Origin of the sequence: Novosphingobium sp. SG751A, from assembly GCF_013149295.1 — a bacterium.
Lineage (GTDB): Bacteria > Pseudomonadota > Alphaproteobacteria > Sphingomonadales > Sphingomonadaceae > Novosphingobium.
In genome coordinates, this window is record NZ_JABGCB010000003.1 from 114,113 (window position 1) to 138,593 (window position 24,481).

At 62.6% G+C, this 24,481-nt stretch carries 25 protein-coding genes; 18 read left to right on the plus strand and 7 right to left on the minus strand.

The genetic code is table 11. From position 1 onward, the window contains the following. Positions 1-78: 78 nt before the first annotated feature. Entirely contained in the window at positions 79-1,014 is a 936-nt protein-coding gene (locus tag FHW96_RS04955; RefSeq protein WP_172339438.1) for a ribose-phosphate pyrophosphokinase, read from the plus strand. A 35-nt stretch (positions 1,015-1,049) separates the two neighbouring features. On the opposite strand, the gene FHW96_RS04960 is transcribed toward FHW96_RS04955, so the two are convergent. After that, positions 1,050-1,994, minus strand: a complete 945-nt coding sequence (locus tag FHW96_RS04960) for a helix-turn-helix domain-containing protein (protein ID WP_172339439.1) — start codon at positions 1,992-1,994, stop codon at positions 1,050-1,052. Between the two features lie 157 nt (positions 1,995-2,151). Here FHW96_RS04960 and FHW96_RS04965 point away from each other — a divergent pair, with 157 nt between their 5' ends. Both FHW96_RS04965 and FHW96_RS04970 read left to right on the plus strand, forming a co-directional pair. Continuing rightward, on the plus strand, positions 2,152-2,970 hold the full coding sequence (locus FHW96_RS04965) for an inositol monophosphatase family protein (RefSeq protein WP_371815633.1): 819 nt from the start codon (positions 2,152-2,154) through the stop codon (positions 2,968-2,970). Beyond that, positions 2,967-3,371 (plus strand): gamma-glutamylcyclotransferase, encoded by a 405-nt coding sequence (locus tag FHW96_RS04970; protein ID WP_172339440.1) that lies wholly within the window; start codon positions 2,967-2,969, stop codon positions 3,369-3,371. The genes FHW96_RS04965 and FHW96_RS04970 overlap by 4 nt, the downstream gene beginning before the upstream one ends. Here FHW96_RS04970 and bfr read toward each other — a convergent pair. After that, complete coding sequence (gene bfr / locus FHW96_RS04975; RefSeq protein WP_172339441.1) at positions 3,368-3,847, minus strand: bacterioferritin; 480 nt, start codon at positions 3,845-3,847, stop codon at positions 3,368-3,370. The two genes, FHW96_RS04970 and bfr, sit on opposite strands and share 4 nt — an antisense overlap. A 67-nt stretch (positions 3,848-3,914) precedes the next feature. Then, complete coding sequence (locus tag FHW96_RS04980; protein ID WP_172339649.1) at positions 3,915-4,091, minus strand: bacterioferritin-associated ferredoxin; 177 nt, start codon at positions 4,089-4,091, stop codon at positions 3,915-3,917. 336 nt (positions 4,092-4,427) lie between these two features. On the opposite strand from FHW96_RS04980, the gene rpmI reads away from it, so the two are divergent. The 10 genes from rpmI (at position 4,428) to FHW96_RS05030 (ending at position 14,664) form a co-directional block, all read left to right on the plus strand. After that, positions 4,428-4,631, plus strand: a complete 204-nt coding sequence (rpmI, locus tag FHW96_RS04985; protein WP_039333769.1) for a 50S ribosomal protein L35 — start codon at positions 4,428-4,430, stop codon at positions 4,629-4,631. 13 nt (positions 4,632-4,644) lie between these two features. Continuing rightward, complete coding sequence (rplT, locus tag FHW96_RS04990; RefSeq protein WP_168603006.1) at positions 4,645-5,007, plus strand: 50S ribosomal protein L20; 363 nt, start codon at positions 4,645-4,647, stop codon at positions 5,005-5,007. Positions 5,008-5,160: 153 nt separating this feature from the next. Continuing rightward, positions 5,161-6,063, plus strand: a complete 903-nt coding sequence (locus FHW96_RS04995) for a helix-turn-helix domain-containing protein (protein WP_172339442.1) — start codon at positions 5,161-5,163, stop codon at positions 6,061-6,063. 76 nt (positions 6,064-6,139) lie between these two features. After that, entirely contained in the window at positions 6,140-7,252 is a 1,113-nt protein-coding gene (gene pheS / locus FHW96_RS05000) for a phenylalanine--tRNA ligase subunit alpha (protein WP_172339443.1), read from the plus strand. Between the two features lie 12 nt (positions 7,253-7,264). Next, positions 7,265-9,652, plus strand: coding sequence for a phenylalanine--tRNA ligase subunit beta (pheT, locus tag FHW96_RS05005; RefSeq protein ID WP_172339444.1), 2,388 nt, complete (start codon positions 7,265-7,267; stop codon positions 9,650-9,652). A 77-nt stretch (positions 9,653-9,729) separates the two neighbouring features. Continuing rightward, entirely contained in the window at positions 9,730-10,608 is an 879-nt protein-coding gene (locus FHW96_RS05010) for an aldose 1-epimerase family protein (RefSeq protein WP_172339445.1), read from the plus strand. A gap of 35 nt (positions 10,609-10,643) precedes the next feature. Further along, a complete protein-coding gene (locus tag FHW96_RS05015) occupies positions 10,644-11,006 on the plus strand; it encodes a hypothetical protein (RefSeq protein WP_172339446.1) in 363 nt (120 codons plus the stop codon). Positions 11,007-11,039: 33 nt separating this feature from the next. Continuing rightward, positions 11,040-12,599, plus strand: a complete 1,560-nt coding sequence (locus FHW96_RS05020) for a peptide chain release factor 3 (RefSeq protein WP_253950743.1) — start codon at positions 11,040-11,042, stop codon at positions 12,597-12,599. Between the two features lie 284 nt (positions 12,600-12,883). Further along, positions 12,884-13,222 (plus strand): P-II family nitrogen regulator, encoded by a 339-nt coding sequence (locus tag FHW96_RS05025; protein WP_168603000.1) that lies wholly within the window; start codon positions 12,884-12,886, stop codon positions 13,220-13,222. Between the two features lie 29 nt (positions 13,223-13,251). Beyond that, positions 13,252-14,664: an ammonium transporter gene (locus tag FHW96_RS05030; RefSeq protein WP_172339447.1), complete on the plus strand. Its 1,413-nt coding sequence runs from the start codon at positions 13,252-13,254 to the stop codon at positions 14,662-14,664. Positions 14,665-14,859: 195 nt separating this feature from the next. Here FHW96_RS05030 and FHW96_RS05035 read toward each other — a convergent pair whose 3' ends face one another. Beyond that, positions 14,860-15,288, minus strand: coding sequence for a TIGR01244 family sulfur transferase (locus FHW96_RS05035; RefSeq protein WP_172339448.1), 429 nt, complete (start codon positions 15,286-15,288; stop codon positions 14,860-14,862). A 316-nt stretch (positions 15,289-15,604) separates the two neighbouring features. Between FHW96_RS05035 and FHW96_RS26590 the strand changes: the two genes are divergently transcribed. The 5 genes from FHW96_RS26590 to queC all read left to right on the plus strand — a co-directional run bounded on the left by FHW96_RS26590 (position 15,605) and on the right by queC (position 20,363). Then, a complete protein-coding gene (locus FHW96_RS26590; RefSeq protein ID WP_172339449.1) occupies positions 15,605-16,372 on the plus strand; it encodes a cold-shock protein in 768 nt (255 codons plus the stop codon). A 252-nt stretch (positions 16,373-16,624) separates the two neighbouring features. Then, a complete protein-coding gene (locus FHW96_RS05045) occupies positions 16,625-17,815 on the plus strand; it encodes an aspartate aminotransferase family protein (protein WP_172339450.1) in 1,191 nt (396 codons plus the stop codon). After that, positions 17,815-18,741: an ornithine carbamoyltransferase gene (argF, locus tag FHW96_RS05050; protein ID WP_172339451.1), complete on the plus strand. Its 927-nt coding sequence runs from the start codon at positions 17,815-17,817 to the stop codon at positions 18,739-18,741. The genes FHW96_RS05045 and argF overlap by 1 nt, the downstream gene beginning before the upstream one ends. 8 nt (positions 18,742-18,749) lie before the next feature. Beyond that, the gene (locus FHW96_RS05055) at positions 18,750-19,619 is read left to right on the plus strand and encodes an Hsp33 family molecular chaperone HslO (RefSeq protein WP_172339452.1); all 870 of its coding nucleotides are present in this window, start codon (positions 18,750-18,752) and stop codon (positions 19,617-19,619) included. A gap of 45 nt (positions 19,620-19,664) precedes the next feature. Further along, a complete protein-coding gene (queC, locus tag FHW96_RS05060; protein ID WP_172339651.1) occupies positions 19,665-20,363 on the plus strand; it encodes a 7-cyano-7-deazaguanine synthase QueC in 699 nt (232 codons plus the stop codon). A 154-nt stretch (positions 20,364-20,517) separates the two neighbouring features. On the opposite strand, the gene FHW96_RS05065 is transcribed toward queC, so the two are convergent. The 3 genes from FHW96_RS05065 to FHW96_RS05075 form a co-directional block, all read right to left on the minus strand. Beyond that, positions 20,518-21,630, minus strand: coding sequence for an OmpA family protein (locus tag FHW96_RS05065; RefSeq protein WP_172339453.1), 1,113 nt, complete (start codon positions 21,628-21,630; stop codon positions 20,518-20,520). A gap of 162 nt (positions 21,631-21,792) precedes the next feature. Further along, positions 21,793-22,245, minus strand: a complete 453-nt coding sequence (locus FHW96_RS05070; RefSeq protein WP_172339454.1) for a DUF2793 domain-containing protein — start codon at positions 22,243-22,245, stop codon at positions 21,793-21,795. A 42-nt stretch (positions 22,246-22,287) separates the two neighbouring features. Then, complete coding sequence (locus FHW96_RS05075; protein WP_172339455.1) at positions 22,288-24,474, minus strand: phage tail protein; 2,187 nt, start codon at positions 24,472-24,474, stop codon at positions 22,288-22,290. Between the last annotated feature and the right edge of the window lie 7 nt (positions 24,475-24,481).

Below are 24,481 nucleotides of genomic sequence, written 5' to 3' on the forward strand. Positions count from 1 at the left end.
GATCTTGGCTAGAGGCACGCGCGAGGGAAGCAACGCGGCGGCTGAGTCTTTCACGCCGCGTGCAGTGGAGATACGCGAATGAAGATCCTTGCCGGTAACGGTAACCTGCCGCTGGCGCGCGCGATTGCGGGCTATCTGGAACTGCAGCTGACCGACGCCAGCGTGCGCCGGTTTGCCGACGAGGAAGTCTTCGTCGAGATCAACGAGAATGTGCGTGGCGAGGATGTCTTTGTCATCCAGTCGACCAGCTATCCCACCAATGACAACCTGATGGAACTGCTGATCTGCATCGACGCGCTGCGCCGCGCCTCGGCCAAGCGCATCACGGCCGTGATGCCCTATTTCGGCTATGCCCGTCAGGACCGCAAGCCCGGCCCCCGCACGCCGATCTCGGCCAAGCTGGTGGCCAATCTGATCACCACGGCGGGCGCGGACCGCGTGCTGGCGGTTGATCTGCATGCCGGCCAGATCCAGGGCTTCTTCGACATTCCCACCGACAACCTGTTTGCCGCCCCCGTGATGGCCGCCGACATTCTGGCGCGCAATGGCGATGCCGGTCTGATGGTGGTCTCGCCCGACGTGGGCGGTGTGGTGCGCGCCCGCGCGCTGGCCAAGCGTCTGAACAATGCCCCGCTCTCCATCGTGGACAAGCGCCGCGACAAGCCGGGCGTGTCGGAAGTGATGAACATTATCGGCGATGTGAAGGGGCGCACCTGCATCCTGATCGACGACATCATCGATTCGGGCGGCACGCTGTGCAATGCGGCGCAGGCGCTGATGGATGCGGGCGCGGCTTCGGTCACGGCCTATATCACCCATGGCGTGTTGTCGGGCGCGGCGGTGTCACGCGTCAACAATTCGGCGCTCAAGGAACTGGTCATCACCGACTCGATCCTGCCGACCGAGGAAACGCAGCAGTCCGACAAGATCCGTCTGCTGACCATCGCCCCGCTGATCGGCGAGGCGATCCGCCGCATTGCGGATGAAAGCTCGGTCTCGAGCCTGTTCGACTAAGACTTGCAAGGCCCTCTGCCGCTGGCGGGGGGCCTTTACTGCCAGGGGCGGTTGCCGCCCGGCGGCACGCGTTCCAGCGCCTCGAGCCTTTTGGCCTGCCGTGATTCCAGCGCCAGCGTGAGCAGCGGATTGGGCGTGCGGACAAAGCGGCGCGGGGTCACGCCGAACAATTCGGTAAATTCGCGCGTCATCTGCGCCTGATCGAAATAGCGCAGGATCAGTTCCTCGGCCTCGGCCTCGTCGGCCACGCCGTGCAGATGGCTGGCCATGTCCAGCGCGCGGGCGCGGCGCATCACCTGTTTGGGCGGCATGCCGAAATCACGCCGCACGATGCGTTCCAATTGCCGCGTGCTGATCGCCATCTCGGCGGCAAATTCGCTGATGCTGGCGTTGGGATGGGCATAGGACAGCGCTTCGAAGGCGGTGCTGATCGGATTGGGCAGAGGGCGGCCAAGGCTTTCCACCAGAATGCGGAAACGCCGTTCCAGCAGATCGGCAATCGCCACCGGGTCCTCGGTATGGCTGAAAGCGGCCAGCGTTTCTTCGCTGTTGAGCCCGTAATGCTCGAGCGGCACCAGCCGGTTGACCATCTCATGCGCGCTGCGCCCAAACAGCGCATAGCCCGCGCCGGCATTGAGCGCATAGCCGATTGAGGTGAAACTGCCCTCGACGGTGACGGGCATGATCTTGCTTTGCGGGCCAAAGATCAGCGCCGCTCGGCCAAGCTGGTGGATGCCATCGGCGGTATGGGCGGTCCATTTCCCGCCCAGTTGAATGCGCACCATCGAACTGTCGTTAAAGATGCCCGATGACAGGCAGTAATCGGGCGGCAGATTGACCGGGGTGACATAGATCCGCCCCAGCCAGGGCGCCAGATCGGGCGCAGGCGCGCGATTATACGACAGCGGTTGGCCCTTGCTTGACCGACCGACCAACGGGGTTACCGCCGCATCAAGGGCCGGCTTGGTTGGCTTGAGCATAAATATTGGACCCAATATTCGTTTTTGTTGTAAAAATTATTTCCTGAACCTGTACAGTTCAATTTCCTTTGTACGCGGCTTTGTCAACCGATTGTCATGTTATATTGCCAGCCTTGCGGCTTGACCCGACCCCATGGGCAAAGGCACAAGCAGCCCCATGAAACTGAACCTTGATGCTGACATTGAACTGGCCCAACGTCTTGCCGATGCGGCGGGCGCGGCGATCCGCCCCTATTTCCGGTCCGGCGTGGCCAGCGAGCGCAAGGAGGACGCCAGCCCAGTCACTCTTGCCGATCAGGCCGCCGAGGAGGCGATGCGCGCGATCCTGCGCGTCGAGCGTCCCGATGACACGATCATTGGTGAGGAATATGGCATTACGGCCGGAACCTCGGGGCGCAGCTGGGTGCTGGACCCGATAGACGGCACGGCGGGGTTCCTTGCGGGCCGCGCGATCTTTGGGACTCTGATCGCGCTGGTGATCGAGGGCTGGCCGGTGCTGGGTGTGATTGACCAGCCGATTGCGGGCGAGCGCTGGGTGGGCGCCTCGGGCCGCAAGACGACCTTCAATGGCCAGCCGGTCAGCACCCGCCGGTGCCGCGAATTGTCCGATGCCACCATCGCCACTACCGGCCCGCATTATTTCAGCGACCATGAGGGCGAGCATTTCATGGGCCTGGCCGCCAAGACCGATTATCGCCGGATGGTGATGGGCGGCGATTGCTATAATTACGCGATGCTGGCCAGCGGCCATCTCGACATCGTGTGCGAGGCGGGGCTCAAGCTGCATGACTGGGCCGCGCTGGTGCCGGTGGTTGAGGGCGCGGGCGGCTTGATGTGCGACTGGAACGGCGACCCGCTCCATGCCGGATCGACCGGCCATGTGCTGGCGCTGGGCGATCCGGCGCGGCAGGACGATGCGGTCGAGGCGCTGGCCTGCCAGCATGACCATCATCACGACCATACTCACGGGCATTGATCCTGCGCTTCTTCTTCTACGGTACCTTGATGGCGGGCATGGGCAACCGGCATGAACGGGCGGCCCATGCCTTGCTGGACGAAGGGCGCGCTGCGACTGTTCGCGGGCGGCTCTATGGGGTGCCTGATCCGGCAGGGTGGTATCCGGCGCTGTTGCCCGGTGCGGGAACGGTGCGGGGGATGGTCCACCGTGCGGGCCGACGCTTTGATGCGCGGGCGCTTGCGTTGATGGATGCCTATGAGGGGCGCGAATACCGGCGGCGCAGGGTGAAGGTCGGCGCGATCACCGCTCATGCCTATGTCTGGCGCGGGGCCTTGCCGCGCGGGGCTTGCCGGATCGCAGGGGGCGATTTTGCCGCATGGCTGGCGGCCCGCCGGTGGCGGCGAGCCTTTGGTGCCTAGTCCTTGGGCGCTTCGCTGTTGAGCTGAATGTAGTTCTGGATGCCCATCCGCTCGATCATGTCGAGCTGCTTTTCCAGCGTATCGACATGGCCTTCCTCGCTTTCGAGGATCTTCTGGAACAGGTCGCGGCTGATGAAGTCGCGCACGCTTTCGCTATAAGCGATGGCGTCCTTGAGCAGGGGGATCGCGTCCATTTCCAGCGCGAGATCGGCCTTGATGACCTCCTCGACCGATTCGCCGATGCGCAACCGGCCCAGATTCTGGAAATTGGGCAGGCCTTCGAGGAAGAGGATGCGATCGGCCAGCAGGTCGGCATGCTTCATCTCGTCGATAGACTCATGACGCTCGAACTGGGCCAGCTTATGTACGCCCCAATTGTCGAGCAGCCGGAAATGCAGCCAGTACTGATTGATCGCGGTCAGCTCATTATAGAGCGCCTTGTTCAGATACTCGATGACCTTGGCATCGCCCTTCATGGTTTTCTCTCCGGCCGGACTGAAGCCGAGAGCGTAACGCGGCGGGGGTGCTCAGGCAAATGGATCTTCAGGCAGGAACGCTGTTGCGCTCTTCGGCCACGATCTGATCGGCATCTTCAAGGCATTGGCGGCATTGCGGGCGGCAGCCGAGGCGGTTGTAGAGCGTTTCGGCATCGCCGGCATGACAACGGGCGGTGGCGCGCAGGTCCTTTTCGCGCAGGGCATTGCAGATGCAGATATACATTGCCACGAGGCTCCAGAGAGAATGACTCGATTATAATGCGAAACACTCGCAATAGCAAGCTTCTTGCGTTTCATTCGCAAAAGGTAGTCGCGCCAGATGGATAGTCGGGTTTGGCGCGAGGGGGGCGGGGGCGTCCCAGCTTCAGGCGGATGCCTCAAGCGCAACCTGCAAAAGCCGCAACCAGTGCCAAGGCGCTTGCATTTCTCGGGCGATGTGCCTAAGGGCCGCCCCTTCAACCGGTTCGGAGGATTTGCCGCAAGGCAGATTCGCTCGCCTGCCTGGCCATCAAGGGCTGCCACGGCAAGCGGGACGAACCGCTAGATCAAGGAGATGAAAATGCCCAAGATGAAGACCAAGAGCGGTGTGAAGAAGCGCTTCAAGCTCACCGCGACCGGCAAGGTCAAGCATGGCGTCGCTGGCAAGCGTCACCGTTTGATCAGCCATAACGCCAAGTACATCCGCCAGAACCGTGGCACCGATGTGATTTCCGACGCCGACGCGAAGGTGATCAAGAAGTGGGCGCCCTACGGGCTGAACTGAGGAGTACTGAAGTATGGCACGTGTCAAAAGGGGTGTTACCACCCGCGCCAAGCATAAGAATATTCTGGAGCAGGCCAAGGGTTACCGCGGCCGCCGCAAGAATACGATCCGCGTTGCTCGTCAGGCTGTTGAAAAGGCCGGTCAGTACGCTTACCGCGACCGTAAGGTCAAGAAGCGCACCTTCCGCGCCCTGTGGATCCAGCGTATCAACGCTGCGGTTCGCGCCGAAGGCCTGACCTATTCGCAGTTCATCAACGGCATCAAGCTGGCTGGCATCCAACTGGACCGCAAGTCGCTGGCCGATCTGGCGCTGAACGAAGCGGCCGTGTTCTCGGCTGTTCTGGCTCAGGCCAAGGCTGCTCTGCCCGCCGCGTAAGCGCGCAGGCCGATTGGACAGAAAGGGCGCGGGGGGCTTCTCCTCCGCGCCTTTTTTGTTGCCTGATGCGCGTAGGTGAACTTGCCTTCACCTGTGGGATGCGCCATCAACAGGGCACAAGGTTCGCAAAAAGATAAGGCAAAAAGATAAGGGATGCCATTGACGCGCGGCTCATCGGTCCGTGCCCGGTTCTTTGCTCCTCCGGCGGAACTGGCCCGGTATTTCACGACCTTCTATTTGGCCGAGATTGATCTCGCGCCCGGCCAGCGTGTGGTCGATTATCTGCATCCCGAATGGGCCAATCTGCGTTTTTCTTGCGGCGGGCCGCTGGCCGCGCGCAATGCGCGGGGCATGGGCATTGCCGATTGCCATTTTGCGGTGACGGGCCCCAGCGGCCATGCGGTGCGTTTCGAGGTCGGGCCATGTCGGATCTGGGGCGTGGGCCTGTTGCCGCTGGGCTGGGCGCGATTTGTCGGCTTGCCTGCGTCCGAACTGGCCGATGCGGTGCTGGATGGGGCGGGGCATGATGGCTTTGCCCCCTTCATGCCGTTGGCCGATGCGATTTTCGGGCCTGAACCCGATGTCGAGGGCGAACTGGGGCGGATCGGCCGCTTCTTTGCCGAATGGCCATCCATGGGGCCGGGTGATGATCAAAGGGTTCAGGCGATCCATGCCGCGATGATCGATCCGGGCGTTTCCAGCGTGGCCGAAATGGCGCGCCGCGCGGGAACCAGCGCGCGCACGGTCGAGCGGCTTTGCCAGCAATCCTTCGGCTTTGGCCCGAAATATCTGCTGCGTCGCCAGCGTTTCATGCGCAGCCTTGCCCAGTTCATGCTCGATCCGACGCTTAAATGGATCGGGGCGCTGGACGGGCATTATCACGATCAGGCGCAATTCGTGCGCGAGTTTCGGCAATTCATGGGCATGACCCCGCGCGAATATGCCAAAATGCCCCATCCCATCATCGAGGCCTTTGTGCGCGAGCGGGCGCGGATTGCGGGCGCGGCGGTGCAGGCGCTGGACGGGCCAAACGGCGCGCGGTTAGGGCGCGGTTGATCTTGACGCCGCGCCGCCCTAGAGGGTGCTGGCGCATGGCCCGATGCCGGCGCGCCCATCAGCAAACGGACAGAGCATGGATTACGAAAGTCTCGGCGCACAGGCGCTCGACAGCATTGCAAAGGCGCAGGATCTGGACGCGCTGGAGGCGCTGCGCGTGGCGTTTCTGGGCAAGCAGGGTTCGATCTCGGGCTTGCTGAAAACGCTGGGCGCGATGAGCCCGGAGGAGCGCCAGACTACGGGCCCCAAGATTCATGCCCTGCGCGAAGGCGTGACGAATGCTCTGGCCGACAAGAAGGCCGGGCTGGAATCGGCCGCGCTGGAGGCAAAGCTGGCCGCCGAGACGGTCGATCTGACCCTGCCTGCGCCCGAAGCGCTGCGCGGCAGCGTGCATCCCGTTTCGCAGGTCATGGACGAATTGGCCGAGATCTTTGCCGATCTTGGCTTTGCCGTCGCCACCGGGCCGGAAATCGAGGACGACTGGCACAATTTCACCGCGCTCAACATGCCCGAGAGCCATCCGGCGCGCGCGATGCATGACACATTCTATATCGACAAGGCCGCCAGCGGTTATGAGACCGAGCAGGACATGGTGCTGCGCACGCATACCAGCCCGGTGCAGATCCGCGCGATGCTGGCCGCGGGCGGCGACAAGCCTTTGCGCATCATCGCGCCCGGCCGCGTCTATCGCAGCGATTCCGACGCCACCCACACGCCGATGTTCCATCAGGTCGAAGGTCTGGTGATCGGCAAGGACATCACGCTGGCGCATCTGAAATGGACGCTGGAAACCATGCTCAAGGCGTTCTTTGAGCGCGACGATATCGTGCTGCGCCTGCGTCCCAGCTATTTCCCCTTCACCGAACCCAGCGTCGAGGTCGACACCGGCTATTCCTATGTCGATGGCCGCCGTGTGGTGGGCGGGTCGGGCGATGCGCCGGGCCATTCGTGGATGGAACTGCTGGGCAGCGGCATGGTCAACCGCCATGTGTTGACCGCTGGGGGTTACGATCCGGACCAGTGGCAGGGGTTTGCCTTTGGCGTGGGCGTCGATCGCCTGGCCATGCTGAAATATGGGATGAACGATTTGCGGGCCTTCTTTGATGGCGATGCGCGCTGGCTGGGCCATTACGGCTTTTCCGGCCTTGATGTGCCGACCCTTTCGGGCGGCGTTGGCGTACAGGCATAAGGAGGCTGCCACATGAAATTCTCTCTTTCGTGGCTCAAGGCCCATCTCGACACCGAAGCCACCGTCGAACAGATCGCGGGCAAGCTGAACGCCATCGGCCTTGAGGTCGAAGGCATCGAGGACCCGGCGGAAAAGCTGAAGGGCTTTCGCGTCGCGCGCATCCTGACGGCCGATCGCCACCCCAATGCCGACAAGCTGCAGGTGCTTTCGGTCGATACCGGTGAAGGCGCTCCGCTTCAGGTGGTCTGCGGCGCGCCCAATGCGCGGGCCGGCTTGATCGGCGTGCTGGGCCTGCCGGGCGCGGTGGTGCCGGCCAATGGTATGGTGCTGAAGGTCGCTGCCGTGCGCAGCGTCGAATCGAACGGCATGATGTGTTCGATGCGCGAACTGGAATTGGGCGAGGGCCATGACGGCATCATCGAATTGCCCGATGACGCGCCGGTCGGCACCGCTTTTGCCGATTATCACGGCGCCGATCCGGTGTTCGACATTTCGGTCACGCCCAACCGCCCCGATTGCATGGGCGTCTATGGCATCGCGCGCGATCTGGCCGCCGCAGGCCTTGGCACGTTGAAGCCCATTGCCGCGCCGGGGATCGTCGGTTCCTATCCCTGCCCGGTCGAAATCCGCACCGAGGACGAGGATGGCTGCCCCGCCTTTTATGGTCGCACCGTCAAGGGCGTGAAGAATGGCCCAAGCCCGGAATGGCTTCAGGCTGCGCTCAAGGCCGCTGGTCAACGCCCGATTTCGGCGCTGGTGGACATCACCAATTATGTGATGCTGACCTATGGCCGCCCGGCCCATGCCTATGATCTGGCCAAGCTGTCGGGCGCGGTCGTGGCGCGCCGCGCGGTGGCGGGCGAACAGTGCCTTGCGCTCAATGGCAAGACCTATGATCTGAGCGACAGCATGACCGTGATCGCCGATGCGGCGGGCGTGCATGACATTGCCGGGATCATGGGCGGCGAACATTCGGGTTGCAGCGAGGCGACCACCGACGTCCTGCTCGAAATCGCCTATTTCACGCCCGAGAAGATTGCCGCCACGGGCCGCGCGCTGAACCTGACCTCGGACGCACGCGCGCGGTTTGAGCGCGGGGTGGACCCGGCGTTTCTCGACACCGGCCTTGATCTGCTGACCGGGCTGATCCTTGAGATCTGCGGCGGTGAAGCGTCCGAAGTGGTGCGCGCCGGTGCTGCGCCCGCCACGCCTAGGCAAGTTGCTTTCGATCCCGCGCTGGTGACCAAGCTGGGCGGGGTGGAGATTGCGGGCGATGAGCAGAAGCGCATCCTTGCCGCGCTGGGCTTTGCGGTGGGTGATGACTGGGCGGTGACGGTGCCCGGTTGGCGCCCGGATGTGGACGGCGCGGCCGATATTGTTGAGGAAGTGGTGCGTATCCACGGCCTCGACGGGATCGAGAGCACCCCGCTGCCCCGCGAGGATGGCGTGGCCAAGCCCACAGCCACCCCGGTGCAGAAGCTGGAACGTCGCCTTCGCCGCAGCGCCGCCGCGCGCGGGCTGAACGAGGCGATCACCTGGTCCTTCCTGCCCGAGGGTGAGGCCGAGCATTTTGCCGAAGGCGTGTTGTGGCGTCTGGCCAATCCGATCAGCGAAGACCTTAAGGTCATGCGCCCCAGCCTGATCCCCGGCTTGTTGAGCGCGACCAAGCGCAATCTGGCGCGCGGGGCCCCTTCGCTGCGCCTGTTTGAAATTGGCCGCCGCTATCTGCGCGATGCGAATGGCAAGGGTGCGGAACGCCTGACGCTGGCCGTGGTGCTGGCGGGCGACAAGACCCCGCGCGGCTGGGCCACGGGCAAGGCGCAGGCTTTCGACGCTTTCGACGCCAAGGCCGAGGCGCTGGCGCTGCTGGCCGAGGCGGGCGCGCCGGTCGATAATCTCCAGATCATGGGCGAAGCAGGGGTTCAGTTCCACCCCGGCCAGTCGGCGACCTTGCGGCTTGGGCCCAAGAATGTGCTGGCGCGTTTCGGCATGTTGCACCCCACCACCGCCAAGGCGTTTGACCTTGACGGCCCGGTGGCGGTGGCGGAAATCTTCCTCGATGCCATTCCGGGCAAGAAGGGCGCAGCAGGCTTCGCCCGCGTCAATTATGCGCCCCCGGCCCTGCAGGCGGTGAAGCGCGACTTTGCTTTCCTCGTTCGCGCCGATCTGGCGGCGGGCGATCTGCTGCGCGCGGTGAAGGGTGCGGACAAGGCGAATATCATCGCTGCGCGTCTGTTCGACGATTTCCGCGGGGCGGGCGTGCCGGAAGGGCAAAAGTCGCTGGCCATCGAGGTCACGCTGCAACCGCTGGAAAAGAGCTATAATGACGCCGACCTCAAGGCCATTGCCGACAAGGTGACGGCGGCGGCGGCCAAGCAGGGCGCTGTCCTGCGCGGCTGACGTGCTAAAGGGTTGAAAGGAAAGGGCGCTGCGGGCATTCTCGCGGCGCCTTTTTTGTTGGCCGGATGGGGAATGGTGTGAGCGAAGAACTGGTACGTATCACCTCGGGCGAATGGAGCGCGTTGATCCATCCGCTGGGGGCCGAACTGCAATCGCTGCGCGATGGGGTGGGGCGGGAATATATGACCGATGCCGATCCGGCCTATTGGACGGGGCATGCGCCTTTGCTGTTTCCGATCATCGGTTCGCTGTCGGGCGATACGTTTCGCCATGAGGGGCGCGAATATGGCCTGCCGCGCCACGGCTTTGCGCGGCGCTCGCGTTTTGCGCTGGCGGCGCAGAGCGAGGATGCGGTGACTTTCGCGCTGGAGGACAGCGAGGCCAGCCGCGCCGCCTATCCCTTCGCCTTCCGGCTGGAGATGGCGTTCCGCCTGAATGGCGGCGCCTTGAGCATGGCGGCCACGGTGCATAATCGCGGCGCGGCGGTGATGCCTTTCAGCTTTGGCTATCATCCCGCCTTTGCATGGCCCTTGCCGGACGGGGGCGAAAAAGCGGGGCATCGCATCATCTTTGCGCAGGACGAACCGGAGGCGGTGCGCCGGGTCAGCAAGGCTACGGGCGAATTGCTGTCGGGCGGCGAGGAGACGCCGGTGGTGGCGCGCGAACTGGCGTTGCATGAAGGTCTGTTTGAGGCCGACGCGATGGTCTGGATCGGCCTGGCCAGCCGCGCTTTGCGCTATGTCTCGTCGGATGGCCCCGCGCTTGATATTGCCTTTCCCGATACGCCGGATCTGGGCCTGTGGCAGGTGCCCGGCGCACATTATATATGCATTGAGCCGTGGGCGGGCCATGCCGATCCGCTCGGCTTTGATGGCGAGATCAGCGACAAGCCGGGGATCATCCTCTTGCCGCCGGGTGAGGCAACGACGTTCCGCATGGATGTGAGAGTAAGTTGAACCCTATTCAGGGCACCTATCCGCCTCGTTGGGCCATGCTGAGCTGGATCATGCTCATCCTGTCGCTGGCTTTGCTTGTTTTTTGGGCGGGCAGAGAAGGCAGGCGGCGCGAGGCTGACAATGCCAGATTAGTGTTTTCCAAGGTGACCAATCTGCCTTCGGATGATTTGGCCGACTGTCTGATGGACAAATTGCCACTGACCGGTCGTTGGGTCGAGGTCAGCGAAGCACCGGAACATATCCAGGGGTGGAACCCAGCTCGTCATTTGCGTGCAGATATTGAATCGGAGGAGGGGCAGCACCGCGTATCGGTGGCCACTCCGCTTGGTCGTCCTCTGCGCGATCAGGAAGCCAAGGCGCTGCGCCAATGTCTCGAACCGGTGCAAAGCGCGGGATAGACGAAAAGCCCGGCGCAATGTAAGCGCCCGGCCATGACTGACTCCGCCATGAACGAACCTTTTGCCACCCGCCGCACCTTTGCCATCATCTCGCACCCTGATGCGGGCAAGACCACGCTGACCGAAAAGCTGTTGCTGAACGGTGGCGCGATCCACTTGGCGGGCGAGGTCAAGGCGCGCGGGGCTGCGCGGCGCGCGCGTTCGGACTGGATGAAGATCGAGCAGCAGCGCGGGATCTCGGTGACGTCATCCGTGATGACCTTTGCCCGCGAGTTCGAGGGGTTGGGGCATATCACCTTCAACCTGCTCGACACGCCGGGGCACGAGGATTTCTCGGAGGATACCTATCGCACGCTGACGGCGGTGGATTCGGCGATCATGGTGATCGACGCGGCCAAGGGCATCGAGCCGCAGACGCGCAAGCTGTTTGAAGTGTGCCGGATGCGCAATGTGCCGATCATCACCTTCGTCAACAAGGTGGACCGCGAGGGCCGCCCGGTGTTCGAGATTTTGGACGAGGTGGCCGATGCGCTGGCGCTGGACGTTTCGCCGCAAAGCTGGCCGGTGGGCATGGGCGGACAGTTCGAGGGTATCCTTGACCTGAAAAGCGGGCGCATCAGCCGGCCCGAAGGCGACAGCCGCGAATTTCTGGGCAAGGTCGATCATGAGCCGGTGCCGGAGGAATTTGCCGAGGAGATCGAGCTGGGGCAGGCGGGCTATCCCGAATTTGACCTTGAGGCCTATCGCCATGGCGACCTGACGCCGGTGTTTTTCGGCTCGGCGCTCAAGAATTTCGGTGTGGCCGAATTGATCGACGCCATTGCCCGGATCGCGCCCCCGCCGCGCCCGCAACCTAGCGAGGCGGGCGTGATCGACCCATCGGGCAATGAAGTGACGGGCTTCATCTTCAAGGTGCAGGCCAATATGGACCCGATGCACCGCGACCGCATCGCTTTCATGCGTCTGGTTTCGGGCACGTTCAAGCGGGGCATGAAGCTGACGCCCTCGGCGCTGGGCAAGCCGATTGCGGTGCATTCACCCATCCTGTTCTTTGCGCAGGACCGTGAGATTGCCGACGAGGCGCAGCCCGGCGACATCATCGGCATTCCCAACCACGGCACCTTGCGCGTGGGCGACACGCTTTCGGAAACGAACAAGGTGCGTTTCACCGGCCTGCCCAATTTTGCGCCGGAAATCCTGCGCCGTGTTCAGTTGAAAGACCCGACCAAGACCAAGCAGTTGCGCAAGGCTCTCGACGATCTGAGCGAAGAGGGCGTGATTCAGGTCTTCTATCCCGAAATCGGCAGCCAGTGGATTGTGGGCGTGGTGGGCCAGCTTCAGCTCGACGTGCTGATTTCGCGGCTGGAGGCTGAATATAAGGTGGGGGCCATGCTGGAGCCCGCGCCTTTCGACACCGCGCGCTGGGTCAAGGGCGAGGCCAAGGCGCTGTCCGACTTTGCCGAATTCAACCGCGCCAATCTGGCCAAGGACCGCGATGGCGATCCGGTGTTTCTGGCGCGCTCGTCATGGGATGTGTCCTATCAGCAGGAGCGCAATCCTGAGCTGACCTTTTCCGCGACCAAGGAGCGGTAAGCGTATTACCCGCTTTTGCAGTTTCAACAGGCGCGTCGGAATAGAAGTTCCGGCGCGCCTGTTTTTTGCGCGTGCGGGACGTTTGACGGCTTTTGCCTCCAAAGCGCTGCCTAAATTTTGGGCAGATGCATAGGAATCGGGCGCAGGTCGGGCCCAATTAACCACCAGACGGCGGTAATCGGCCTGATGAATCCCCGGAATCTCAAAAAACCCTAAATTGGCACACCCCTTGCAATACCTGTTGGCATACCGGCGCTGGGCCGGTTGGCTAATAGGGGATAGGCATGAAGTTCATCATCGCCATCATCAAGCCGTTCAAGCTCGACGAGGTGCGTGAAGCCCTCGGCGCACTTGGGGTCGCCGGTCTGACGGTGTCCGAAGTGAAGGGCTTTGGTCGGCAAAAAGGGCAAACCGAGATCTATCGCGGCGCCGAATATTCGACCAACATGCTGCCCAAGGTGAAGATCGAGATCGCCGCCAGCGACGAACTGGCGCCGCGCGTGGTCGAAACCATCCAACAGGCCGCCAGCACCGAAGCCATCGGCGATGGCAAGATCTTTGTGCTTGATCTGGCCTCGGCCGTCCGCATCCGCACCGGTGAAACCGGGGATACCGCTCTGTGAGCGGCGCTAGCCTTAGGAGTGAACCCACTATGATCCGCAAGATGATCTGCGGTGCTGGGGCTTTGGGCGCATCGCTCTTTGCCGCCACCACCGCTTTTGCGCAGGCAGCGCCGATCAAGGCGCCGACTGCCGAACAGATGGCCACCATGGTCAACAAGGGCGATAACAGCTGGATGCTGGTCTCCTCGGCGCTGGTGCTGCTGATGAGCATCCCTGCGCTGGCGCTGTTTTACGGCGGCCTGGTGCGTACCAAGAACATGCTCAGCGTGCTGATGCAGGTGTTCATGATTGTTTCGGTGGCCGCTCTTGTGTGGGTGTGCTGGGGCTATTCGATGGCCTTCACCGGCGGTTCGCCGTTTGTCGGCGGCTTCTCCAAGGCGTTCCTGATGGGCGTTTCGGCCAGCACCTATGCGGCCACCTTCTCGAACAACGTCTATCTGCCTGAATACACCTATGTCATCTTCCAGATGACCTTTGCCTGCATCACGCCGGCGCTGATCGTCGGTGCTTTTGCAGAGCGCGTGAAGTTCACCCCGCTCATCATCTTCACCGTGCTGTGGCTGACCATCGTCTATTTCCCGATGGCACATATGGTGTGGTACTTCGCCGGTCCCGACTTCCTGTCGGCCAACACCGCTGATGCCGGCTATCTCTATGGCCTTGGCGCTCTGGACTTTGCCGGGGGCACCGTCGTGCACATCAATGCCGGTATCGCCGGCCTCGTCGGCTGCCTCGTGATCGGCAAGCGCGTGGGCCATGGCAAGGAAGCCACCCCGCCGCACTCGCTGACCATGACCATGATCGGCGCCTCGCTGCTGTGGGTTGGCTGGTTCGGCTTCAACGCTGGCTCGAACCTCGAAGCCAATGGCCTTGCCTCGCTCGCTTTCATCAACACTTTTGTCGCCACCGCTGCTGCTGCTGTGAGCTGGTCGCTGGTTGAACAGGTCAAGCATGGCAAGCCCTCGATGCTGGGCGCTGCTTCGGGCGCTGTGGCCGGCCTGGTCGCCATCACTCCGGCTTCGGGCTTCGCTTCGCCGATGACCTCGATCGTGCTGGGTCTGGTGGTTTCGCCGATCTGCTTCTTCTTCGTCTCGACCGTGAAGAACAAGCTGAAGTATGACGACACGCTCGACGTTTTCGGCGTCCACTGTATCGGCGGCATCGTCGGCGCAATCGGCACCGGCATCGTGGCCGATCCCTCGCTGGGCGGCCAGGGCTGGGTTGACTACACCGTGTTCCCCTCGAAGGCCGGCAGCTATGACATGGTTGCTCAGGTCATCACCCAGATCAAGGCTGTGGTGCTGACGCTGGTTCTCTCGGGTGTTGGTTCGGCGGTCCTGTTCTTCGCTCTGGACAAGACCATCGGTCTGCGTCCTTCGGAAGAAGCCGAGCGCGAAGGCCTCGACATCACCGAGCATGGCGAACGCGCCTACAACAACTAAGTTTCAACAGTTTGGCGGGGCTGGGGATCTCCTCCCTCTCCTCCTCCCCGGTCCCGCCTACCGATGTTCCTCCTGCGAACGACAAACTTATAAAGGGCCGGAGCCAGCCGCTCCGGCCCATTTTTTGTGCGCAGGTCGAGGATATGAAAAAGGCCGGAGCGGCGAGCTCCGGCCTTTTCGTTTCTGGGGCGGGGCCTAGCGGGCCTGTGCGGCCAACATGTCCATCAGCGGGCGTACCGGGCTGACGTCATAGCCGGCCGAGGCGGCCTGCGCGGTGACCTCGTCGAGATCGGCGCCAAGGCTGGCCTGCGCCAGCGACCAGAGCAGCGTCGAGCGCGTGCCCGAGCGGCAATAGGCGAGGATCTTGCCTTCGCCCTTGAGGGCATCGACCATGGCGGTTACCTGCGCCTGACTGAAACCGGCATGGGTGACGGGGATGGCGACATAGCCAAGGCCAGCGGCGGCGGCGGCCTGCGCAATGGCGTCGCCCGGCGTCTGGTCGTCGCTTTCGCCTTCGGGGCGGTTGTTGATGATGAGGGTGATGCCCTGCGCGGCTGCGGCCTCGACATCGGCAAGGCTGATTTGCGGGCTGGCCCAGACGCTCTGGGAAATCTGGCGGAACATGATCGTCTCCTGTTCTTGGCAGGCGCGAAGGCGGAGGGGCCGCGCCAAAAGGCTGGATTCGCTCTGCCAAGGGGCGGGGAATCAGACAAGCGGGGATTTGCGCAAGGGGCTTTGGCCGCGCTTTTGACGTATTATTTTCGGATAATCCGGGCGGATCGCACGATTCTATTCGCTATGACCTGGAATTTAGGATATGCCGGAGAGTGCAGAGGAGAGGGCCGCGCGTTTTGCGTGGCTGCTTGCCCTGTCGTTTGGTGCGATTCGTCCTCGCGCTACGCGATTTGGATCAGGGCGAAGCGAAGGTGCTTTCGGTTTTATGGGTTTTGATAGAGGGCGTCGCGGCAGGGGCCGAGACAAGCGCGACGGGTTCGGCGAAGAAGGTTTCGATCCCTTCATGGGCGGTGGTGACCGCTTTGGTGGTGGCGACCGTTTCGGCGGCGGCGACCGTTTCGGTGGCGGGCGTGATCGCGGCGGCTTCGGCGGCGGTGATCGTGGCGGCTTCGGCGGCGGCCCGCGTGGCGGCGGCTTCGGCGGCGGCGGTGGTGGCGGCTTCGGCGGCCCGCGCGGTGGCGGCGGCGGTGGCGGCATGCCCGCCCAGGTCGTTGGCCAAGGCAAGGGCGTCGTGAAGTTCTTCAACGCTCAAAAGGGTTTCGGCTTTATCCAGCGTGAAGACGGCGGTGAAGATGTGTTCGTGCACATCAGCGCGGTCGAACGCGCCGGTCTTGAAGGTCTGGCCGAAGGTCAGGGTCTGGAATTCACGCTGGTGGATCGTGGCGGCAAGGTGTCGGCCAGCGATCTGTCGGTCGTGGGTGACGTGATCGCGGTCGCTAAGCGCGAGCCCGCTGCTCCCCAGCGTCAGCTGACCGGTGAAAAGGCCACCGGCACGGTCAAGTTCTTCAACGCGATGAAGGGCTTCGGCTTCATCACGCGTGATGACGGCCAGCCCGATGCCTTCGTGCACATCAGCGCGGTCGAACGTTCGGGTCTTCGTGAAATCAACGAAGGCGACCGTCTGGAATTCGACATCGAAGTCGATCGACGAGGCAAGTACTCGGCGGTCAACCTCTCGCCGCGTCAGGGTTGATCCCGAACCTCTTGCCTTAAAGAGGACGCATGGCCTCCAATGGGTTCAGATCTGATTTCCTTTAAGGACAGGTTTGACCCGGGGGCGGCGACAGCATAAACGCGCGCAAATGGCGGCAGGTCCGAACGAATCGGTTCGGGCCGCCGCCATTTCGCGTTTGCAGCTTCCGCCGGAAAATTCTGCCAAACATTGTCTGGATTGAAAACCGGCCCCGCGCTTTTGGGGCCATTCTGGAATGCAAAGGAACTATCGATGACCATTTCGCCGTTGATGCCTGTTTACCCCCGGACCGCCTTTCGGCCGGTGCGCGGTGAGCATTGCCATCTGATTGGCGAGGATGGCCGCCGATATCTCGACTTTGCCGCCGGGATTGCCGTAAATCTGCTGGGCCACAGCCATGAAGGGCTGATTTCCGCGATTCAGAAGCAGGCCGCGACGCTGATGCATGTGTCAAACCTGTATGGCAGCCCGCATCAGGAAAGCGTGGCCAAGCGGCTGGTGGAACTGACCTTTGCCGACACGGTGTTCTTCACCAATTCGGGCGCCGAGGCGGTGGAATGCGCGATCAAGACCGCGCGCGCCTATCACCAGCAGGTTGGCAATCTCGACAAGTATGAGCTGATCACCTTCAAGGAGGCGTTCCACGGGCGCACCATGGGGACGATATCGGCGTCAAATCAGGAAAAGATGCATAAGAATTTCCTGCCGATTCTGCCGGGCTTCAAATATGTCGATTTCGGCGATCTGGAAGCGGTGAAGGCGGCCATTGGCCCCAACACCGGCGGCATCATGATCGAGCCGATTCAGGGCGAGGGCGGCATCAAGGTGCCCAGCGACGAGTTCCTGCAGGCTCTGCGCGCGCTGTGCGACGAGCATGACCTGATGCTGATCTTTGACGAGGTTCAGTGCGGCGTGGCGCGTACCGGCACGTTCTATGCCTATGAGCAATTCGGCGTGGTGCCCGACATTCTCGCGACAGCCAAGGGCATTGGCGGGGGCTTCCCACTGGGCGCTTGTCTGGCCACCGAAAAGGCAGCGCGCGGCATGGTCGCGGGCACGCATGGCAGCACCTATGGCGGCAATCCGCTGGCGATGTCGGCGGCCAATGCCGTGCTGGACGCGGTGGCCAATGAGGAATTCATGGCCCATGTGCGCGATATGGGCGCCAAGCTGACCAGCCGTCTGGAGCAGTTTATCGGCAACTATCCCGATCTGTTCGAACTGGTGCGTGGGCGGGGCCTGATGATTGGCCTGAAGATGAAGGTCGAGCCGCGGCCTTTCGTCGCCCATTTGCGCGACAATCACCAGTTGTTGAGCGTTTCGGCGGGTGACAAGACGCTGCGCATCCTGCCGCCGCTGGTGATCGACGAGAGCCATATTGACGAGTTCATGGAAAAGCTTTCGGCCGCCGCCGCCAGCTATCAGCCCGAAGAGGTGGCGTGATGGCTCGGCGTTTCCTGAACCTCTCCGATGCGGGGGGGGATGCGGTTGTCGCGATGCTGAATGACGCGCTCGACCGCAAGCGGGCGCGCAGCAGTTGGACCAAGGGGCGCGTCGATGCCGATGCGCCTTTGGATGGCCATGTGCTGGCTATGATCTTTGAGAAGAACTCGACCCGCACGCGCGTGTCTTTCGACATGGCCATGCGCCAGTTGGGCGGCAGCGCGATTGTGATGGATGCGGGCGGTATGCAGCTTGGTCGCGGTGAGACGATCGCCGATACGGCCCGTGTGCTGAGTCGCATGGTCGATGCGATCATGATCCGCACCAATGATCATGCCAAAATCGAGGAGCTGGCGCATTATGCCACGGTGCCGGTGATCAACGGCCTGACCGATGCCTCGCATCCGTGTCAGATCATGGCGGATCTGCTCACGCTGCTGGAGCGCGGCGTGGCGTTGCCGGGCATGGAGATGGCGTGGCTGGGCGATGGCAACAATGTGCTGCATTCGCTGATCGAAGCGGCGGGGCTGTTGAAGTTCAACATTCGCGTGGGCGGCCCCAAGGGCTTTGAGCCGGATGGTGCTTTTGTTGAACAGGCCCTCGCGCGCGGGGCGAAGATCACCTTTACCCAGGATGCGGTTGAGGCTGCTCGCGGGGCTCAGGTGGTGGTCACTGATACCTGGGTGTCGATGGGGCAACCGGGTGGCGAGGCCGTCATCAAGGCGATGGAGCCCTATCAGGTCAATGATGCGCTGATGGCGCAGGCGGCGCCGGGCGCGCTGTTCCTTCATTGCCTGCCCGCGCATCGTGGCGAGGAAGTTACCGACAGCGTGATTGACAGTGCGCAGAGCGTTGTCTGGGATGAGGCGGAAAACCGCATTCACGCCCAGAAATCGGTGCTGCGCTGGGCATTCGGGCAATTGTGAGCACGGGCATGGATTGCGTTCTGCATTTTACCATCCCGTCGCGCGATGCACGGGGACGGGCGGTTCGGCTCGGCCCTGTGCTCGACCTTGTGCAATCGTCGCATGATTATCCGCCGCCGATCCGCAAGCTGCTGGCCGAGGCGCTGGTGTTGGGGGCGCTGATGGGCGCCTTGCTGAAGGATCAGGACAGCCAGTTGACCATGCAGGCGCAGACGCAGGATGGCGTGGTTGACCTGTTGGTCTGCGATTATCGCAATGGGGAAGTGCGCGGCTATGCGCGCCATGACGAGGAGCGTCTGGCGGCTCTGGGCCCAAATCCCACGCTACATGATCTGTTCGGCAAGGGCTATCTGGCCATTACCTTCGATCTGGCCGTGACCGGGCAGCGTTATCAGGGGGTTGTGCCGCTGGAGGGCGACTCGCTGGCGCAGGCGTGCCAAGCCTATTTCATCCAGTCCGAGCAGGTGCCGACGCTGATCCGTGTCGCGACATCGGATGTGGGTGGCCATTGCGTGGCCGGCGGCTTGCTGGTGCAGCATCTGCCCGAGGGTGAGGAAGGTCGCGCGCGCCTGCATGTGCAACTCGATCATCCGCATTGGGAGCATGTGGCGGCGCTGGCCGGATCTACGCGTGATGCCGAATTGGTGGATGCCGATCTGGCGCTCGATCAATTGGTTTGGCGGCTGTTCCATGAAGAGAGCGAAGTGCGCGTGTCGGAAGACGCGCCGCTCAAGCGCGGGTGTCGGTGCAGCGAGGAGCATTACCGCACGATTCTGGCACGCTTTGGCGAGGCCGAATTGGCCGAAATGCGGGATGAGAATGGCGCGATCACCATCGATTGTGCCTTTTGCTCAAAGCTTTTCCCAATTTCGATGTAAGGTGGCGCGGTTCTGTCCTGAACCTGCCTCAATAGAGATGGAATGATGACCCAGACTGATGTTCCCGCAGGCCGCAAGGCGGTTGTCCTGCTTTCGGGCGGACTGGATTCGATGGTTTCGGCGGGTCTGGCTCGCGAGGCTGGCTACGAGATCTATGCGCTGACCATTGACTATAATCAGCGCCACGCCTGCGAGATCGATGCGGCAAGGGGGCTGGCCAAGGAACTGGGAGCGGTGCGCCATGTGGTGCTGCCGCTGGATCTGCGCCAGTTTGGCGGCTCGGCGTTGACCGATGACATTGACGTGCCCAAGGATGGGCTGGAGCCGGGCATTCCGGTCACCTATGTCCCTGCACGCAATCTGGTGTTTCTGTCATTGACTCTGGCCTGGGCCGAAGCGGTCGGGGCACGGGACATTTTTATCGGGGTCAATGCGCTCGACTATTCGGGCTATCCCGATTGCCGTCCGGAGTTCATCGCTGGATTTACCGAGGTTGCGCGATTGGCGACCAAGGCAGGCGATGAAGGTGGCGAATTCACAATCCACGCGCCGCTGCAATTTCTGGGCAAGGGCGATATCGTTCGCGAGGCGGTTCGGCTGGGGTTGGATGTAGGGCATAGCTGGTCTTGCTATGATCCGCAGCCCGATGGTTCGGCTTGCGGTCTTTGTGACAGTTGCCGTCTGCGTCTTGGCGGTTTTGCCGAGGCAGGGATCGAAGACAAATTGCGCTACGCCACCAAATAGCGCCACCGTTAAAAGCTGCTGATACGGGCCGGGCTCCTCATGGGGTTCCGGCCCAATTCTTTTGCTCGTCAGCCTTTGTCTCTGGCTGGATAAGCCGGACAAAAAGAAGGGGCAGCTTGCGCCGCCCCTTCCATCTTTGCCTGAAAGGCTGGACTTAGTTGCCCGAACCCGGACCGTAGGTGATTTCCACGCGACGGTTCTGGAGTTCGCGAACGCCATCGGCGGTCGGAACGCGCGGGTTGGCTTCACCAAAGGCCTGGCTCGAGATCGCCGAGTCAGCGACGCCATGCGAGGTGAAGTAGCCGCGGACCGAAGCGTTACGACGGGCCGACAGACCGATGTTGTACTTGGGCGTACCCGAACGGTCGGCATAGCCAGCCAGAACCACCGGAACCGAGGCACAATTGCCATAGGCCTGAATGGCGCTGTCGAGGATCGACGCGGCTTCAGGGGTGATGTCGGCCTTATCCCAATCGAAGAACACGATGTAGGGACCCTTGTTGCACACCGGAGCCGGCGGCGGCGGAGGCGGCGGAGGGGGCGGCGGAGGCGGGGGCGGCGGAGGCGGAGGCGGCGGGGGGGGCGGCGGCGGAGCCACCGGTTCAGCGCCGAAGTTATAGGTCAGCGTCGCCAGCAGCGAGTGCGAGTGGAACGATTCCGACAGCGAATTGCCGGTCAGGCCCACGAAACGGTTTGCACCCGGAGCGTTGAAATAGCGATACTTGAGACCCAGATCCCAGTTCTTGCTGATCGGCGCCCGAATGCCGGCAAGAGCCTGCCAGGCAAAGCCGGTGGCCGAATCGTCCACGCCATTGCTGACCAGCGAGGTCACGTTGAAGCTCTTGACGCGAGCCACGCCAACGCCGCCGCCGACAAAGCCCTGCAGGCCATTGTCGGGACCAAAGTCGAGCAGGCCGTTGGCCAAGAAGCTCAGAGCGCTGGTGTTGCCGATAACCTGGCTGTTGTCGGCGGTGTAGATCGTGCCGTTGGCCGCTTCAAAAGACTTTGTCTTGACGCGACGATAGCTGGCTTCGGTTTCCAGACGGAAGGGACCGAAGTCATACCCGACGATGCCGCCGAAGTCATAGCCAAGCTTCGACTTGATGTTGCCAAGAGCGGTGCCGCCCGTGGTGACGTTGGCAAGCGGGTTGGATTCGACGATGACAGCACCGGCGTCGCCTTCGACGTACCAGGTCTTGTCTTTGGCCAGTGCCGGCGTAGCGAGGGCAGTAGATGCCAGCGCCAAGCCCAAGGCAATCTTGCGCATTTGTTTTCCCCTTGTGCGAGTGAGAGGCTACCAATTGCGCGCAGGTCTAACCCCTCGCTTACAGGCGTGCAAGCCGAGAAATACTTAGGATCGTTGCAAATTTGCCACAGGTGAGGCAATTTCAATTCTTGGATTGCGGCATTTTGGCCTCTGTATGGCGCCTTAAGGCAAAATGCCCGCTAACCTTAACGTAGTGATTAACTGGCTCACCGCGCTGCGGGCTTCCGAATCCACCGTGGAGCCCCCGGTTGGCGCGCTGATCGATGAAGGGATTTTCCAGCCCGACGAATAGAGCCGGGAGCAGCCGGTGGAACGATCGAAAACCCTCATTCCATCGCTGGGCGTAACATAGAGCCAGTTTCCGCTCTGCCGACAGGCGATCTGACCGACATGGCTTGCCCAGTCTCCGGTGGCGCCGGTGCCGATGCTCCAGTTCTGGCCGTCGACAGGCGCGGTGGGCGGCGTGGTCGCGGTGCCCTCGATGGTGCAGTGCATCAGGGCATCGGCAATGGCGAAGGCTTCGTTGACGTAGAACTCCTTTTGCGCCTGCCCGGAATAGAGGAAGGGGAGGCCGAAGCGAGCGCTGGCATTATCGAAAGTGAGGGGATCGCTCATAGAAATTCTCCTGTTGCTAGGACATCTTGCGCGGGGCAGGGATCACAGGTCGAACAAGTGCAGTGCGTCAGAAGCCTGATAGGTGCCGATCTGTTTGACCCACAGAGCGCCATGACCATGGGCTGAAACCAGATCGCTTTGCATCGCGGCGGTAAGGATCAGGCTGGCAGAAGTTACCTCCCAAAAGGCATATGGGGCCGAGGTCGTGCCGTAGCCGACTTGATAGGCTTCCTTTTCCTCTTTGAGCGGGACATCGACATAATCGGACCATACCCAGGCGCCCCGGGCCCTTCGGGTCCAACTCAGGCTCAACGAACCATCCGACTGCAGCCCGGCCTGACCCTGTACCGGCGAGAGGGGGCGCGTGGCGATCCCGCGACAGGCAATCGCGGTTTCGACCGGATCGCTGTCGCCCAGCCCCATGGCCGCGATCAGGCTGCTGGTTGAACTGCCCAGCTTGGTCTTGTCCAACTCGATTACGGTGTCATCAAGGAGGACGAAGGGCTCGTCGATGGCATGGTTGCCGATGGCCGCTTCGGTTCCGGCGCGCCCGCGCAGCAATTGCTCCAGCCGCCACCGCGCACCGCCCAGCGGCACCGCCCGACCAAATTGCACGATTTCCGTGCCCAGCAAGGCGCGATTGCTTCCCGCCGACAATTGGCGCAGTGTGGCGTCGACCAGAGCCAGACTCGCATTGGCCAGTTCGATTTCAACCGCATTATACCGATCCAGCACGTGTGAAGGCCCCGTCGCCAGCACAGTCAGCGCCTTGCCCAAAGTGGCCAGTTGCCGCCCACTGGTCCCGATCTGGGTCAAGGCCCCGGTGCCATCATCGACATAGAGGACGGCCCCCTTCCACGCGCTGCCTGAGGATGAGAGCGCGGCATAGATCAGCCCGGCGTCCCCAGTACTGCTCCCGTCCGAGGGTAGTTCGAAGGCGACGATCCGAGTCTGGCCAACCGCCAGATCGGAGGCCAGATTGGCCTGCCCGGAGGCTGTGGCCGCCCGGATCAGCGCCTGCGCAGGAGCGATGCGGGTAAGGTTCAGTTCGATCCCCGTGTCGCGCCACTCCCAATCCTTCACCTGCCAAAGGCCCTGAATCGAGGGCAGTGTCACGCAACTGCCCGGCGCCACCGCCGGATCGAGTTCGGCGCAGCGCCACTGGATCGTTTCCTGCGACCAGTCATCGCTCTGCACCGCGCCGCATATCAGGCTAAAGGCCTCCTCGCTGGTCGTGCTGACGGGCAGGTCGATCGTCTTGGGCTGGCCCGAAAGAGCGCCGCCGGGCGCTCGCTGTGATCCAGGCTGATAATCCAGATCGACATCGTAATAGCGCAGCGACCTTGGCGGCGATTTGGCGGGCGGCGTGCGTTTCCAGCTATAGCCGCCCTTGCCGCCGAAATCCCCGCCGCCCGTGGCCGCGACCGGCTCGTCCAACATGCGCACCGCCGCAACATCCTGCGGCGCAATGGTCAGCCCTTCGCCATCGGCATTGCAGACAATCGGGATAATCGGCAACCAAGCCGCCAGTGTATCGGCCAGCGGGTCTGAACAGGAAAAACCCAGAACGCCATCGACCGGCACATCGACATGAGCATCCTCGACCGCATCCTGCACAAGCGTGGCCAGATTGAGCGTTCCTTCATCGCAAAAGACTTCGAAATTGAGGCTGGGAATGCGATTGCCAAATTCGCCCAATTGCAGATCCTCAAACACCACATAGGCTGTGCCGCGAAAGGCCGGGCACAGATCGCCGCCCAACAGCGAAGCCATCAGCGGGTCGCGTGCCTGATCCTCCGTTCCGTCATGAATACGCAAGGTGCCGCCAACCTTGAGATCGCCCGATGATCCGCGCAGCAATTTGCCATCGGCCCAGATCCGGCCAATCCCGATGATCGGGCGACTGGCCAGCGCCACGGCAAAGGAGGAGGTATAGCTGTAGGTGGTGGTCGAGGCCTGACCCTTGCCGCCCCCGCTGGTCGAACTATGCTCGCTCAGATCGGTGGCCCAGATGATCGTGCCGCCCACCCGCATCCGGCCATAATGGCGCGGCAGAGCTGCGCCATAGGTCGATGTGGTGACGCTCATGTCTTGCAGGCGCGCGCCCTGACGCTTGCTGGAGGTGCCAAAGATCGCCCCGTCGATCTGGCTGCCCACCAATGCGCCCAGCGCGCCACCCAAAGGCCCGCCAAAGGCAGTGCCGATCGCCGTGAACAAAATCGTAGCCATGGTCTGC

Bases quoted from the DNA above. Each gene is read 5' to 3' on its own strand.
- pheS (WP_172339443.1), top strand. From the start codon at position 6,140: ATGGATTACGAAAGTCTCGGCGCACAGGCGCTCGACAGCATTGCAAAG.
- FHW96_RS05030 (WP_172339447.1), top strand. From the start codon at position 13,252: ATGATCCGCAAGATGATCTGCGGTGCTGGGGCTTTGGGCGCATCGCTC.
- FHW96_RS05045 (WP_172339450.1), top strand. From the start codon at position 16,625: ATGACCATTTCGCCGTTGATGCCTGTTTACCCCCGGACCGCCTTTCGG.
- FHW96_RS05065 (WP_172339453.1), bottom strand. From the start codon at position 21,630: ATGCGCAAGATTGCCTTGGGCTTGGCGCTGGCATCTACTGCCCTCGCT.
- FHW96_RS05025 (WP_168603000.1), top strand. From the start codon at position 12,884: ATGAAGTTCATCATCGCCATCATCAAGCCGTTCAAGCTCGACGAGGTG.
- FHW96_RS04955 (WP_172339438.1), top strand. From the start codon at position 79: ATGAAGATCCTTGCCGGTAACGGTAACCTGCCGCTGGCGCGCGCGATT.
- FHW96_RS05020 (WP_253950743.1), top strand. From the start codon at position 11,040: ATGACTGACTCCGCCATGAACGAACCTTTTGCCACCCGCCGCACCTTT.
- FHW96_RS05070 (WP_172339454.1), bottom strand. From the start codon at position 22,245: ATGAGCGATCCCCTCACTTTCGATAATGCCAGCGCTCGCTTCGGCCTC.
- rpmI (WP_039333769.1), top strand. From the start codon at position 4,428: ATGCCCAAGATGAAGACCAAGAGCGGTGTGAAGAAGCGCTTCAAGCTC.
- FHW96_RS05075 (WP_172339455.1), bottom strand. From the start codon at position 24,474: ATGGCTACGATTTTGTTCACGGCGATCGGCACTGCCTTTGGCGGGCCT.
- pheT (WP_172339444.1), top strand. From the start codon at position 7,265: ATGAAATTCTCTCTTTCGTGGCTCAAGGCCCATCTCGACACCGAAGCC.
- FHW96_RS05035 (WP_172339448.1), bottom strand. From the start codon at position 15,288: ATGTTCCGCCAGATTTCCCAGAGCGTCTGGGCCAGCCCGCAAATCAGC.
- queC (WP_172339651.1), top strand. From the start codon at position 19,665: ATGACCCAGACTGATGTTCCCGCAGGCCGCAAGGCGGTTGTCCTGCTT.
- FHW96_RS26590 (WP_172339449.1), top strand. From the start codon at position 15,605: ATGGGTTTTGATAGAGGGCGTCGCGGCAGGGGCCGAGACAAGCGCGAC.
- rplT (WP_168603006.1), top strand. From the start codon at position 4,645: ATGGCACGTGTCAAAAGGGGTGTTACCACCCGCGCCAAGCATAAGAAT.
- FHW96_RS04980 (WP_172339649.1), bottom strand. From the start codon at position 4,091: ATGTATATCTGCATCTGCAATGCCCTGCGCGAAAAGGACCTGCGCGCC.
- argF (WP_172339451.1), top strand. From the start codon at position 17,815: ATGGCTCGGCGTTTCCTGAACCTCTCCGATGCGGGGGGGGATGCGGTT.
- FHW96_RS05015 (WP_172339446.1), top strand. From the start codon at position 10,644: ATGCTGAGCTGGATCATGCTCATCCTGTCGCTGGCTTTGCTTGTTTTT.
- FHW96_RS04965 (WP_371815633.1), top strand. From the start codon at position 2,152: ATGAAACTGAACCTTGATGCTGACATTGAACTGGCCCAACGTCTTGCC.
- bfr (WP_172339441.1), bottom strand. From the start codon at position 3,847: ATGAAGGGCGATGCCAAGGTCATCGAGTATCTGAACAAGGCGCTCTAT.
- FHW96_RS05055 (WP_172339452.1), top strand. From the start codon at position 18,750: ATGGATTGCGTTCTGCATTTTACCATCCCGTCGCGCGATGCACGGGGA.
- FHW96_RS04960 (WP_172339439.1), bottom strand. From the start codon at position 1,994: ATGCTCAAGCCAACCAAGCCGGCCCTTGATGCGGCGGTAACCCCGTTG.
- FHW96_RS04995 (WP_172339442.1), top strand. From the start codon at position 5,161: ATGCCATTGACGCGCGGCTCATCGGTCCGTGCCCGGTTCTTTGCTCCT.